The 11,915-nt window shown below is 64.5% G+C and carries 13 protein-coding genes; 8 read left to right on the forward strand and 5 right to left on the reverse strand.

Annotated features, from left to right (window positions below; genetic code table 11):
• Window positions 1-17 precede the first annotated feature (17 nt).
• Window positions 18-941: an amino acid ABC transporter substrate-binding protein gene (locus JQ587_RS12905; protein ID WP_212425520.1), complete on the forward strand. Its 924-nt coding sequence runs from the start codon at window positions 18-20 to the stop codon at window positions 939-941.
• A gap of 292 nt (window positions 942-1,233) precedes the next feature.
• Window positions 1,234-1,536 (forward strand): HU family DNA-binding protein, encoded by a 303-nt coding sequence (locus tag JQ587_RS12910; RefSeq protein WP_008139488.1) that lies wholly within the window; start codon window positions 1,234-1,236, stop codon window positions 1,534-1,536.
• Window positions 1,537-1,607: 71 nt separating this feature from the next.
• Here the strand turns inward: JQ587_RS12910 and JQ587_RS12915 are convergent, their stop codons facing one another.
• The 4 genes from JQ587_RS12915 to JQ587_RS12930 form a co-directional block, all read right to left on the reverse strand.
• A complete protein-coding gene (locus JQ587_RS12915; RefSeq protein ID WP_162848670.1) occupies window positions 1,608-1,763 on the reverse strand; it encodes a hypothetical protein in 156 nt (51 codons plus the stop codon).
• 5 nt (window positions 1,764-1,768) lie between these two features.
• Entirely contained in the window at window positions 1,769-4,162 is a 2,394-nt protein-coding gene (gene lon / locus JQ587_RS12920) for an endopeptidase La (protein ID WP_212425521.1), read from the reverse strand.
• An 8-nt stretch (window positions 4,163-4,170) separates the two neighbouring features.
• On the reverse strand, window positions 4,171-4,554 hold the full coding sequence (locus JQ587_RS12925) for an Hsp20/alpha crystallin family protein (protein WP_063698631.1): 384 nt from the start codon (window positions 4,552-4,554) through the stop codon (window positions 4,171-4,173).
• Between the two features lie 187 nt (window positions 4,555-4,741).
• Window positions 4,742-5,311, reverse strand: a complete 570-nt coding sequence (locus tag JQ587_RS12930; RefSeq protein ID WP_212301431.1) for a YciE/YciF ferroxidase family protein — start codon at window positions 5,309-5,311, stop codon at window positions 4,742-4,744.
• Window positions 5,312-5,461: 150 nt separating this feature from the next.
• Here JQ587_RS12930 and JQ587_RS12935 point away from each other — a divergent pair, with 150 nt between their 5' ends.
• The 4 genes from JQ587_RS12935 to JQ587_RS12950 all read left to right on the forward strand — a co-directional run bounded on the left by JQ587_RS12935 (window position 5,462) and on the right by JQ587_RS12950 (window position 10,154).
• Complete coding sequence (locus tag JQ587_RS12935; protein WP_212301430.1) at window positions 5,462-6,088, forward strand: MarC family protein; 627 nt, start codon at window positions 5,462-5,464, stop codon at window positions 6,086-6,088.
• 170 nt (window positions 6,089-6,258) lie between these two features.
• Window positions 6,259-6,912: an L-fuculose-phosphate aldolase gene (locus tag JQ587_RS12940; RefSeq protein WP_212301429.1), complete on the forward strand. Its 654-nt coding sequence runs from the start codon at window positions 6,259-6,261 to the stop codon at window positions 6,910-6,912.
• Between the two features lie 12 nt (window positions 6,913-6,924).
• Window positions 6,925-8,712, forward strand: coding sequence for a chloride channel protein (locus JQ587_RS12945; protein WP_212301428.1), 1,788 nt, complete (start codon window positions 6,925-6,927; stop codon window positions 8,710-8,712).
• A 125-nt stretch (window positions 8,713-8,837) separates the two neighbouring features.
• A complete protein-coding gene (locus tag JQ587_RS12950) occupies window positions 8,838-10,154 on the forward strand; it encodes an alpha/beta hydrolase (RefSeq protein WP_212301427.1) in 1,317 nt (438 codons plus the stop codon).
• A gap of 78 nt (window positions 10,155-10,232) precedes the next feature.
• Here the strand turns inward: JQ587_RS12950 and JQ587_RS12955 are convergent, their stop codons facing one another.
• Window positions 10,233-10,490 carry a DUF2798 domain-containing protein gene (locus JQ587_RS12955; protein WP_212425522.1) on the reverse strand — a complete coding sequence of 86 codons (258 nt, stop codon included), beginning with the start codon at window positions 10,488-10,490 and terminating at the stop codon, window positions 10,233-10,235.
• 290 nt (window positions 10,491-10,780) lie between these two features.
• On the opposite strand from JQ587_RS12955, the gene JQ587_RS12960 reads away from it, so the two are divergent.
• The gene (locus tag JQ587_RS12960; protein ID WP_212301425.1) at window positions 10,781-11,176 is read left to right on the forward strand and encodes a hypothetical protein; all 396 of its coding nucleotides are present in this window, start codon (window positions 10,781-10,783) and stop codon (window positions 11,174-11,176) included.
• A 423-nt stretch (window positions 11,177-11,599) separates the two neighbouring features.
• Window positions 11,600-11,872 (forward strand): hypothetical protein, encoded by a 273-nt coding sequence (locus JQ587_RS12965; protein WP_212425523.1) that lies wholly within the window; start codon window positions 11,600-11,602, stop codon window positions 11,870-11,872.
• Window positions 11,873-11,915 lie beyond the last annotated feature (43 nt).

Raw genomic sequence — 11,915 nt, forward strand, 5'->3', positions numbered from 1 at the left:
ACGAAGGAAATGGAGCGATGCGCATCAAAATCATCCTGGCCATAGCCGCACTCAGCGTTGCGAGCCATGTGGCGGCCGCCGAGGACCTGGTCGGTACGTTGGAGAAGATCAGGAGCACCGGCACGATCGCGATCGGACATCGTGAATCGTCGATCCCGTTCTCGTATTACGACAACAACGAGAAGGTCGTCGGCTATGCCATGGACCTCTGCTATCTGGCGGTCGACGCCGTGAAAGCGAAGCTGGGACTGCAAAAGCTCGATGTGAAGCTCGTGCCTGTCACTCCGTCTGGTCGAATCCAGTCCGTGCTGAGCGGGACGATCGACCTCGAATGCGGAACGACCACCAACAACCTCGAGCGGCAGAAGGTGGTGACGTTCTCGACCTCGTATTTCGTCGCTGCAAATCGTTTCATGGCTAAGGCGGCGGCCAGCTTGCGGACCTTGGAGGACCTCAAGGGCAAGACTGTGGTGTCCACCATCGGGTCCACCAATCTCAAGCAGATCAGTGAGCTCAACACCCAGCGTCAGCTCGGTCTCACCATTCTGGCTGCCAAGGACAACGGAGAAGCGTTCCGGATGCTGGAGTCCGATCGGGCCGCGGCCTTCGTGATGGACGACATCCTGCTCTACAGTCGGATGGCCAATTCGGAGGATCCCGGCGCCTACATCGTTTCGGAGGAAGCGCTGTCGGTCGAGCCTTATGGCATCATGCTCCGGCGCGACGATCCGGCGTTCAAGAAGGTGGTCGATGATGCGCTGGCGGTGGTCTATCGCAGCGGAGAGATCCAGAAGATCTATGCCAGATGGTTTCTGGCGCCGATTTCGCCGAACAATGTCGATCTCAGAGTCCCGATGAGCGCGCCGCTCAAGCTCGCCATCGAGCATCTGACAGACAGCGGCGACCCGGCTGCTTATCGGACCGAAAGCCTCGTGCGGTGAGGCGGGGCTGACCCATTTCTGCGCTTCTCCAGCGACCGGTCTCTCACAAAGAGGCCGGTCGTCGCTTGTCGAAAGCATCGAATCAGCTTTAGCAAGGCTGCTTGCGGGCCTTTGAAACAAGGCAAAAAGCGCTGCTCAAGGTGCCTTCCGCTCCGGAAGCCGCTAAAAAGCAGGGGTTTTTTGCCACAGGGGGCCAAAAAAGCCCGTAAAACCGCGACAAAACTGTGCAGAAGGCTATAGGCCTTCGCCGGTTGGTCTAATATGCAACCGGCAACGAATCAGAGGAGACACGATGCCAGCCCAAATGTCCAAATCGCAGTTGATCGAAAAGATTGCGACCGCCACCGAGCTCTCCAAGCGCGACGTCAAGAGCGTCATGGAGACGCTGACCGACGTCGGCCACAAGGAGCTCAAGAAGAACGGCCTGTTCCTGGTGCCGGGCTTCGCCAAGTTCGTGGTCATCAAGAAGCCCGCGACCAAGGCGCGCAAGGGCACCAACCCGTTCACGGGCGAAGAGATGATGTTCAAGGCCAAGCCGGCCCGGAAGATCGTCCGCGCCCGCCCGGTCAAGGCCGCCAAGGACGCTGTGGCCTGATAATGCAAAGGCCCCCTCGATGAGAGGGGGCCTTTTGGCTTGAGTGACCGCAGGGGCCGATACGGAGGGGATCAGCCCTTGCGGCGCTTCACCCGGACCGGGATCGGTTGAAGCCGTGGCTCCGGTCCTGCAAGTGCATCGCGCACCCGGTCGATGGCGCGATCGAGCAACTGACGCAGCTTCTGTGTCTTCCGCGATCGCTTCGCGTCTTCCAGCAGTTTCTTCATCGCATTCACTCCGCCGCTTCGACGTTCGCATCGGCTTGGGCTTCCGCCGGCTCGAGCGCTGCGGCGATGGCCTCGTCGACGCGCTCCAGCCAGATGAACTCGAGGTTGTCCCGCGCGCTCTTTGGGATGTCGTCGTAGTCCCGCTTGTTGCGTGCCGGCAGCATCACCCGCTTCAGTCCGGCGGCGGCCGCAGCCACCACCTTCTCCTTGATGCCGCCCACGGGGAGCACCAAACCGCGCAGCGAGATCTCGCCGGTCATCGCCGTGTCGCTCCGCACCGTGCGGTTGGTGAGCAGTGACGTCAGCGCCGTGAACATCGCCACGCCCGCGCTCGGGCCGTCCTTCGGGGTTGCCCCCGCTGGAACGTGAACGTGGATGTCGCTCTTCTCGAACACCTGGGGATCGATGCCGAGCTGCGTGGCTCTGCTCTTCACCAGCGTCATCGCCGCCTGCACGCTCTCGCGCATGACGTCGCCGAGCTGGCCGGTCAGGATCATGCCGCCGCGGCCGGGCACGCGCGAGGCCTCGATGAACAGGATGTCGCCGCCGACCGGCGTCCAGGCCAGGCCGGTGGCCACGCCCGGAATGCTGGTGCGCTGCGCGATCTCGCCTTCGAAACGCGGCTGGCCGAGCACGGTGGCGATGGCCTTCGGTGTCACCACGACCTTCGCAGCCGTGCCCTCGGCGACTTGCACCGCGGCATGGCGGAACACCTTGCCGATCTCGCGCTCGAGGTTACGCACGCCGGCCTCGCGGGTGTAACCCTTGACGACCAGTCTCAGCGCCTCCGGCTCGATCTCGGCCTGCTCGGCCGTCAGGCCGTTGGCCTCCAGCTGCCGCCGCACCAGATAGCGCTTCGCGATCTCCAGCTTCTCCTCCTCGGTGTAACCGGCGAGGCTGATCAGCTCCATGCGGTCCAGGAGCGGTCCCGGAATCTGGTCCAGCATGTTGGCGGTCGCGATGAACACCACGCGCGACAGGTCGAAGGGCACGCCCAGGTAATTGTCCCGGAACGTTCCGTTCTGCTCGGGGTCAAGCACCTCCAGCATGGCGGCAGAGGGATCACCCTGCACGCCGCGGCCCATCTTGTCGATCTCGTCCAGCATCATGACGCAGTTGCGGCTGCCGGCCTTCTTGATGCCCTGGATGATGTTGCCGGGCAGCGCGCCGATATAGGTGCGCCGGTGACCGCGGATCTCGGCCTCGTCATGCACGCCACCCAGACTGACGCGCACGAAGGGGCGATCCATCGCACGCGCGATGGACTGGCCGAGCGAGGTCTTGCCGACGCCGGGCGGACCGACGAAGCACAGGATCGGAGCCTTGCCCTGCGGCGCCAGCTTGCGCACCGCCAGATATTCGATGATCCGGCTCTTGATCTTCTCCAGGCCAAAGTGATCCGCATCCAGGATGCGCCGCGCTTCCTTGATGTCGATCGGCTTCTCCGCGGGCAGCGCCCATGGCAGCTCGATCAGCCAGTCGAGATAAGTGCGGACCATGCCGGCCTCGCCGGCGGCTTCCGGCATGCGTTCGTAGCGGCGCAGCTCTTTCCTGGCATGCGCATCCGCCTCCGGCGGCATGCCGGCCTTGGTGATGGCAGCCGTCAGCTCGGCGACCTCGGCGGCTTTGCCGTCGCCTTCGCCCAGCTGGCGCTGAATGGTCGCCATCTGCTCGCGCAGGATCGCCTCGCGCTGCCGCTCGTCGAACGTGGCGCGGGTCTTCTGGCCGATTTCATTGCTGATGCGCAGCACCTCCAGCCGCTCGGCCAGGTGCTTCGACACCTTCTCGACGCGCAGGGCGAGGTCGATGGTCTCCAGCACCTCCTGCTTGTCCTGCGGCTTGATGTCCATGAATGAGGTCGCCAGATCCGCCAGCGCGCCGGGCGCGGTGGTGCTCTGGAACATCGCGACCAGCTCGGGCGGCGCCTGCGGCAGCAGCTCGATCGCCTCGATGGCTTGGCGCTGCAGGTTCAGCGCACGCGCCTCGATCTCGGGCGAGGTCGCGGTCGGCTCGGGGATCTGCTGGATGCGCGCAGCCGGGAACGGCGTCCCCGGCAGGAAGTCGAGGATGCGCGCGCGCTGCACGCCCTGGCAGACGATGTGATGGGTGCCGTCGGGCGCGGTGATGTAGCGCACGATGTTGGCGATGGTCGCGACCCGGTAGAGATCGTCCGGGCCAGGCTCGTCGATCTCGGGGCTGCGCTGCAGGACGATGCCGATCGGGCGCTGCTCGCGCAGCGCCTGCTGCGCGGCGGCGACGGACTTCGGCCGCGCGATCGCGATCGGCGCGATGGCGCCGGGGAACAGCACCATCTCGCGCACGGGAATGATGATCAGTGCGTCTTCGGGGATCTTCACGTCTGGATTCGTCTGTTCGTTATTCATCTGTTCGGTGGCCATGATCGACCTCAGGATTTGGCGAGGCGCAGTGCGACGCAGCCGTCCATCACGAAGCGGCTGATGGCGTAGCGGCCAAGGGGCAATGCAATGCGGCGCTCAAAACGCCCCTGCGGTAGCTCGAGCCGGTGGATGCGGGCGTTGCGAAGCTCCGGCGGCAGCGTGCGCTGGCCGGAGATGACCAGCACGCCGTCATGGATGACCGTCTCGACATTGTCCGGATTGACGCCGGGCAGCGCGACCAGAATCAAAAGCTCATGCTCGGTTTCGAGCACGTCGATCGGCGGCTCCCAGCAGGCTTCCTGACGGCCGAACTGCTGGCGCAGCCGTTCGGCGCGCGTCAGCTGGTCCAGGGCTTCGGACAGCATCCAGTCGAAGGGATTTTTGGGTTGCATGGCAAAACTCGGGGAAGGCGCTGCGGTTGGAAAACCGGGATATGGTGATGGTTCCCGCAAATTCCAGCATCGTGCGTCCCAGGCATGCCTGGCCCCTCCAACGCGAGGAGCCTCTTGCGCTCAGACGTATCGACGCCGCGGAGAGGTTCCGCGGCGCCGAAGGCAACAATTGGGCGGGCGCACTTGATCAGGCGGCTTCGCGGTACTCGGCCTCCGCTTCAAGGTTGATCACGGACGTCGCGAGCTCGGTCAGCATATGGTCGGTGGCCTCTTCCTCGTCCAGCGTATCCTGCAGCAGCCTTGCCGCCTCGGGCATGCCGAGCTCCTCGGCCCAGGTGCGCAGCGTGCCGTAGCGCGAGATCTCGTAATGCTCGACGGCCTGCGCCGCGGCGAGCAGGCCGGCGTCGAGGGCAGGGGCGTTCTTGAAGTCCTTCATGATCTCGGCGCCTTCCTCGGTGATGCCGTTGATCGCCTCGCACGGCTTGCCGCGCGCGGGCTTGTCCAGCATCTTGAAGATCTGCTCGAGCCGTCTCACCTGGCCCTGCGTCTCGCGCAGATGCTTGTTGAAGGCGGCGGCAAGGTCCTTCGAATGCGCAGCCTTGGCCATCTTGGGCAGCGTCTTGATGATCTTGTTCTCCGCGAAATAAATGTCCTTCAGCGTTTCCAGAAACAGATCGCTCAGCATCTTAGGAGCCCGACGCGGACGGCGCGATGCGGTCTTTTTCTTGGATGCACGTTTCTTTGCTCGTTTGGCCATGGATCCTCCTCATGAGGCGACACGGGAAGGCACGCCCTTCCTCAATCCTCACGCGATCAAGATCCGGGATCAGCAAATGTTCCTCGCGAAGGCCCGCGCGAGCCGCTATGGCTGGCCGTCAGAACCACGCTCACCCGAGACGCCCGACCCATGCTCGACTTTGCCCTGTCCGCCTTCGTGACGCTGCTGCTGGTGGTCGATCCCGTCGGCCTTGCGCCGGCGTTTCTGGCCGCGACCGGGGGTATGCCCGACAAGATCAAGCGGACGGTCGCGCTGCGGGCGCCCTTCATCGCGGCCTCGATCCTGGTCGTGATCGCGCTGGTCGGAAACTGGCTGCTGCGCCAGCTCGGGATCGGCATTCCGGCGTTCCAAATCGCGGGCGGGCTCTTGCTGTTTGGCGTGTCCTACCAGATGATCTTTGGCGACCGGCCGCATCGCGAGGCACGCGAGGCCGACAAGGCAACCGCGGAGCACGCCTCCGACGTCGCCGTGTTTCCGCTCGCCATCCCCATGATGGCCGGCCCCGGGGCGATCGCGACCACGCTGCTCTTGGCGGGCGATGCCGGCTATGGAGTGAAGCTCGGGATCATCATCGCCGTCGTCCTCTCCGTCTGCCTGCTCTGCATGCTCTGTTTCGTCTCGGCGAGCCTGATCGCACGGACGTTGGGGCGCACCGGCAATGCCGTGCTCTCGCGTGTGCTCGGCATGCTGCTCGCGGCCTATTCGGTGCAATTCGTGATCAACGGGATTGCGGCCGTTCGGGCGAGCCTGTCATAGGGCTGCGGCAATCTTTTAATCCATTGATTTTACGGTTCATTTCGTGGTGCCATGACGGCGCCGGCAAGACGGCGCCTGAACAGGTCCGCTTTCGCTTGCGCTGCCATATTGCTTTGACGTACTTCCGGTCTAACAAACGCCCATCGCCAAGAAGGTGGAGATGAATCGAGATGTCGATGACAGCGGACGAACTCGAGAAGAGACAGGCCATCATCGACGCCTGCCGCCGCATGAACGCGCTCGGCATCAACCAGGGCACCTCAGGCAATATCAGCGTGCGGCATGGGGGCGGGCTCCTGATCACACCGACCAGCCTGCCCTATGACACCATGACGCCCGACCAGATCGTCTTCATGGCGATGGACGGCTCGCACGCCCCCGATCAGAAGCCGTCCAGCGAGTGGCGCTTCCACCTGGACATCCTGAAGGCGCGCGCCGACGTCGACGCCGTGGTTCACGCCCATCCGACCTATTGCACCATCCTGGCGATCATGGGCATGGACATCCCGCCCGTGCACTACATGATCGCGGCGGCCGGCGGCGACAGCATCCGCTGCGCGCCCTATGCCACCTTCGGAACGGCGGAACTATCCGAGCATGCGGTGCGCGCGCTGGTCGGACGGCTCGCCTGCCTGCTCGACCATCACGGCATGATCGCGATCGGCAAGACGCTCGACAAGGCGATGTGGCTTGCCGTCGAGGTCGAGACGCTGGCGCGGCAATATCACGGCTGCCTCCAGATCGGGAAACCGCCGCTGCTTTCGAGCGCCGAGATCGAACGGGTCCGTCAGCGCATGGCCGGTTACGGCCTGTCGGAAGGGTAGGGCTCGCAAGCGGTGTTCGCGCGGATCAGATATTTCGTCGACGGCAAGGGCACGAACCGCACCATGGTCCGGCTGCGCGCGCTGTTGCGCAGCAACGAATTCTACCTGATTCCGCTGGCGCTGGTCATCGGCACACTGGCCGGCGCGATCGTAACGCTGATGGCCGAGATCGCGCAGATCGCCCATGTCGTGATCTACGGCATTCCCATCGACGTCCGCCTCTCGGCCAACACCTATATCAGTCCCTGGGCGGCGATGACCGCGCCCGCGCTGGGAGGTCTCACGCTGGGCATCATGGAATGGTGGCGGCGACGGCTGAAGATTTCCAGCGCGGTCGACCCGATCGAGGCCAATGCGCTGCGCGGCGGCAATCTGTCGATGCGCGACAGCGTGGTGGTGTCGAGCCAGACCCTGATCTCGAACGGCTGCGGCGCCTCGGTCGGTCTCGAAGCCGGCTACACCCAGATCGGCTCGGGCATCGCCTCGCTGTTCGGGAAATTCTTCAATCTCCGGCGTAACGATTTGCGCCTGATCGTCGGCTGCGGCGCCGCGGCGGCGATCGCGGCGGCCTTCGGCGCGCCGATCACCGGTGCGTTCTACGCCTGCGAACTGATCGTCGGCGTCTATTCGGTCGGCAGCGCCGCGCCGATCCTGGCGGCCTCGCTTGCCGGCGCGCTCACCGCGCAATGGCTCGGCGGCGCGCCTTACTCGCTCGAAATTCCCAAGGTCAGCGCCGTCGGCGTCGAGCAATATCTGGCGCTGATCGGGCTCGCGCTCGTCACCAGCGGCGTCGGGATCGCCGTGATGCGCTCGTCCTCGGTGTTCGAGCGCCTGTTCAAATGGCTGCCGGTGTGGCTGCGTCCGGTCATCGGCGGCCTCATCGTCGGCGGCTTCGCCCTCGTCACGCCGCAGGTGCTCGCGGCCGGCCACGGCGCCATGGTGCTCGATCTCTTTCACGATATGGCCATCGGCCTGGTCGCGATCATCATCGCGCTGAAGGTGACGGCCTGTTTGATCTCGTTGGCCTCGGGCTTCCGCGGCGGCCTCTTTTTCGCCTCGCTGTTCGTCGGCAGCCTGATCGGAAAGTTCTTTGCGGCGGTGCTGCTGCTGATCAGCCCGAGCTTCGTGATTGATCCGCTGGTGGCGATGCTGACCGGCATGGCGACGCTGGGCGTCGCCATCGTCGGCGGTCCCCTGACCATGTCGTTTCTCGTGCTCGAGATGACCCGCAATGTCGACGTCACCGCCGTGGTGCTGGCCGGCTGCATCGTCACCTCGATCTGCGTCCGCTTCATGTTCGGCCACTCCTTCTCGACCTGGCGCCTGCATCTGCGCGGCGAAACCATCCGCAGTGCCAACGACGTCGGCTGGCTGCGCAACCTCACCGTCGAGCGGCTGATGCGCTCCGACGTCGGCAAGGTGCCGTCGACCACCACCATCGCCGCCACGCGGCGGGAATTCGGGCTGGGATCGCGGCCCGGAATCGTCATCGTCAACAATGCTGACGAATATGTCGGCCTGGTCCTGCTGCCCGATCTGTTCTCCAGCGATCTCGACACCATTGCCGACGACATCCAGGTCATCGAGCTCGCGCGCCTGACCGAGATCGTGCTGATCCCGGAAATGAACGTGAAGAGCGCGATGGCGGTGTTCGACGAGGCCGAGGCCGAGATGCTGGCGGTGGTCGATTCCACCGACAGCCGCAAGGTCGTCGGCTTCCTGACCGAGAATTTCGCCCGCCGCCGCTATGTCGAGGAGATCGACAAGGCCACGCGCGGCGTGCTGGGGGCGCTGTCGTAAGGCGGGCCCCGGGGCAAGTTGACGCCAGCACGCACAGCGGACTTGCCAGATCGTTCACAACCTCTAGGCTGGGGGCTGACGGCCGGGCTGGTGCCCAGGCCGCAGTCAGCGACGAGGGCCGTGCGATGTCGGACACGCTTCGCCTGTTGCTTGCCTTGCTCGAACTCGGGCCGCGGTTGAGGGATCTGCTCGGCGACAAATGGCCTCCTTACGGCGAGGAATTGCTTGAGCTGGCCAGTCGTGCCAGCCGCGGCGAAGACCCGGACAAGCTTCGGCAGGCGCTCGACCTGCTGGTCGTGCGCCTGCTCGCGGAGCCGCCGGCCATTGAACTTGTCGAGCGCGTGATGGCAGACATGGCGGCGCCCGCTGCCGCCAGGGAGACCGTGACCCGCCGCGGCAGGGTGACGCCTACGGTCCCGGACATTGTCCAGCCGAGCACAGACGAGGCCACTGGGGTCGTCACCATCCCCGTTTTCTATGGCACCGACCGCGCCCGGGGCGACGATACACCGGCGAACTATTTCCGGGGCGAGCGCGGCGCGCTGTCCTTCGGTGTCGCGGAGGTCAGCGTGCCCACGCGCGGCCGCGACCTCGGCGAGCTCACCAGTCCCAGCTGGTGGCGTCTCGAGTTCTCGGCCAATCCGGAAAAGCATGTGATCCTCAAAAGCGTCGGCGCGCTTGGCCGGGACGTCTTCGTCACGAGCCTGAAGGACTCGCTTGCAGCTGCAGATGTGCACGACGCCCTGATCTTCGTGCACGGTTACAACGTGACGTTCGTTGATGCAGCGCGCCGCGCCGCGCAGCTTGCCGTGGACTTGAAATTCGCCGGCAGGACGCTGCTGTACAGCTGGGCGTCGGCGGCGGACACCAAGAAGTACACCGTGGACGAGAGCACGATCGATTGGTCGCGCGATCATTTCGAGGCGTTTCTCCAACTCGCGCTCGGGGAGATCGGCGCCGGCAAGGTGCACATCATCGCCCACAGCATGGGCAACCGGGCGGTGATCAACACGCTCGAGCGCGTCACGTCGTGGCAGCTGCCGGCGGTCGCCGCAAAGCTCGGCCAAATCATCTTTGCCGCGCCGGACATCGATCGCGACCGTTTTATTCAGCTCGCGGCAAAGTTCAAAGGCTGCGCCGCACGCGTGACGCTCTATGCCTCGTCCCGCGACGTCGCGCTTCTCGCCTCGAAATTCGTGCACGGCTATCCCCGGGCAGGTGAGGCCGGCGATGCCCTCACAATCGTCGACGGCGTCGATACGATCGATGCATCGCTGGTCGACACCAGCCTGGTCGGTCTGCACCATTCCTATTTCGGCGAGAAACGCTCGATCCTGAACGACATGTTCAATCTGATCGCGCAGCAACTCGCCCCCGACCAGCGCTTCGATCTCCAGGCCGCAGGCGATGCGCTCCGCAAATACTGGAGCTACCGGGCCTGAACGTATGATGGGAGACGATCGCCTCTCTGGGTGACGATCCCGAAAGCGGGACGGCGCGTGAGGCGCCGTCCGCGCCGGTTATCGGCCCGGTTGGGCAGGGCTCGCGACGAGGAATACCACGATCCGGCGGACCAGTGGCAGCACCAACAGCAGTGTTGGAAAGGCGACGAGCCATGACAGCGCCCAGGCGCCCGGCCAGGTCGCGATGAAGGCCGGCGTAGCACCAAGACTTCGAAGCGTCGAAATGACCGACACCACGGCCGTCATGAGGATGGACAGCACGAACGGCATCACGATCGGCGCATAGCGCGCCGGCAGTTTGCGAACCGCAATCATCTGATTTCTCTCAAGGAAAAGGACGCGTCAGTCACGTTGAACCCTGCAAATGGCATCGATCCCGACGGCGTCGGTTGATGCGTTGGTTCACGTTGAACGCTTACGGCAGCCGAAAAACGGCGCGTCCGTTCATTATCCGCTCAGGATGAATGGAGCAAGCTGGATCTGGTGGTGCGGTTTATAATCGTTCAAAGCGTGGCAGATTGCCGCGATCACGAAACCATCTCAGTACTTTGCGCATTATACGTTGTTTCCGTATCTTTTCTTTGGCGAGACATGAGGACGTCAAGATGAGTGTCAGGCCCGTGAATTCGAGAGTTGGCCGCAGCGCTGCGCTGGCCGTGTTCGCCAGCGTCGCCTTGGTCGCGGCATCCATGTCGCCTTCGGCTGCCGCGTCCCCAATGCCGGCCAAGGTGGCGCCCGCGACCGCCGCCGTGGCGGGGCAGGGCTCATCCAGCGCGACTGATTTCAGTGCTGCGCGACGTCGTCACTATTATCGGCGCGGACCGAGCGCTGCGGGCCTCGCCTTCATGGGCGCCGCTGCCGGGTTGATCGGCGGCGCGATCGCCGAGAGCCGCCGCCAGGAGTACTACGACAATTATTACTATGGCGGCCCGCGCTATTATGGGCCGGGGCCCGGCTACGGCTACTATGGTGGCCCGCGGTATTACTACAATCCGTACTGACGGCTAAAGTAATCCGGATGGAGCGCAGCGAAATCCGGGCTAAGGTGCCGTGTCGCCTGGCCGGTCGATCCCTTCCGGCAAAGCATTTCGCATTACTGAAATGCAGAGAGATCAAGCAAAGCTCGGGCGAGATGCGCCGCGAGGCTGCTGAGGCGTGTCTGCGAATTGAACTGCGTGTCACACGCCCGGCTGTCGTAGCGTGGGCAAAGCGAAGCGTGCCCACCATCTTGCCGATACCGAATTGGTGGGGTCGACGCTTTGCGTCTTTGCCCACCCCACGGCACTGCGCGTCGCGGCGCATCCGGACATGGGAAGGGGCCGCGCAGCAGTGCCGGTTAAATATTCGGCAGCCCTGCTAGCCCCGATGGACTTGCCCGACACAATCCGGTTGAATGCCGCAACCGGGTTTCAGGCGCGACAACGATGTCGAAATATCTGCTGGTGCTGCTTTTGATGGTCTCGCCGGCCGCGGCGCAGGTGAAACCCGCTGCCAGGACCTCGGCGGCGCATCCCGACCCCTGCGCACCGATCGGGCGCACCGCAGACGGCAAGCTGGTCTATTCCATGAAATGCGAGATCCTGCCGGCGCCTCCGCTGCCCCCGCCGCAGGCGGAACTAAAGGAGGCACCGGCCGCAGAGCCGGAGCCGGAGGTGCGGCGGAGCGGCTTGTTCGGCTGGTCTTACGACCGGAGGTGAGGGGTCCAACGCCACTTGCGCGAAGCCCGCTGGAATGCTCTTG

Source organism: Bradyrhizobium manausense (genome assembly GCF_018130615.1).
Taxonomy (GTDB): domain Bacteria; phylum Pseudomonadota; class Alphaproteobacteria; order Rhizobiales; family Xanthobacteraceae; genus Bradyrhizobium; species Bradyrhizobium manausense_A.

Bases quoted from the DNA above. Each gene is read 5' to 3' on its own strand.
- JQ587_RS12940 (WP_212301429.1), top strand. From the start codon at position 6,259: ATGTCGATGACAGCGGACGAACTCGAGAAGAGACAGGCCATCATCGAC.
- JQ587_RS12935 (WP_212301430.1), top strand. From the start codon at position 5,462: ATGCTCGACTTTGCCCTGTCCGCCTTCGTGACGCTGCTGCTGGTGGTC.
- lon (WP_212425521.1), bottom strand. From the start codon at position 4,162: ATGGCCACCGAACAGATGAATAACGAACAGACGAATCCAGACGTGAAG.
- JQ587_RS12950 (WP_212301427.1), top strand. From the start codon at position 8,838: ATGTCGGACACGCTTCGCCTGTTGCTTGCCTTGCTCGAACTCGGGCCG.
- JQ587_RS12955 (WP_212425522.1), bottom strand. From the start codon at position 10,490: ATGATTGCGGTTCGCAAACTGCCGGCGCGCTATGCGCCGATCGTGATG.
- JQ587_RS12930 (WP_212301431.1), bottom strand. From the start codon at position 5,311: ATGGCCAAACGAGCAAAGAAACGTGCATCCAAGAAAAAGACCGCATCG.
- JQ587_RS12965 (WP_212425523.1), top strand. From the start codon at position 11,600: ATGTCGAAATATCTGCTGGTGCTGCTTTTGATGGTCTCGCCGGCCGCG.
- JQ587_RS12910 (WP_008139488.1), top strand. From the start codon at position 1,234: ATGCCAGCCCAAATGTCCAAATCGCAGTTGATCGAAAAGATTGCGACC.
- JQ587_RS12960 (WP_212301425.1), top strand. From the start codon at position 10,781: ATGAGTGTCAGGCCCGTGAATTCGAGAGTTGGCCGCAGCGCTGCGCTG.
- JQ587_RS12925 (WP_063698631.1), bottom strand. From the start codon at position 4,554: ATGCAACCCAAAAATCCCTTCGACTGGATGCTGTCCGAAGCCCTGGAC.
- JQ587_RS12905 (WP_212425520.1), top strand. From the start codon at position 18: ATGCGCATCAAAATCATCCTGGCCATAGCCGCACTCAGCGTTGCGAGC.
- JQ587_RS12915 (WP_162848670.1), bottom strand. From the start codon at position 1,763: ATGAAGAAACTGCTGGAAGACGCGAAGCGATCGCGGAAGACACAGAAG.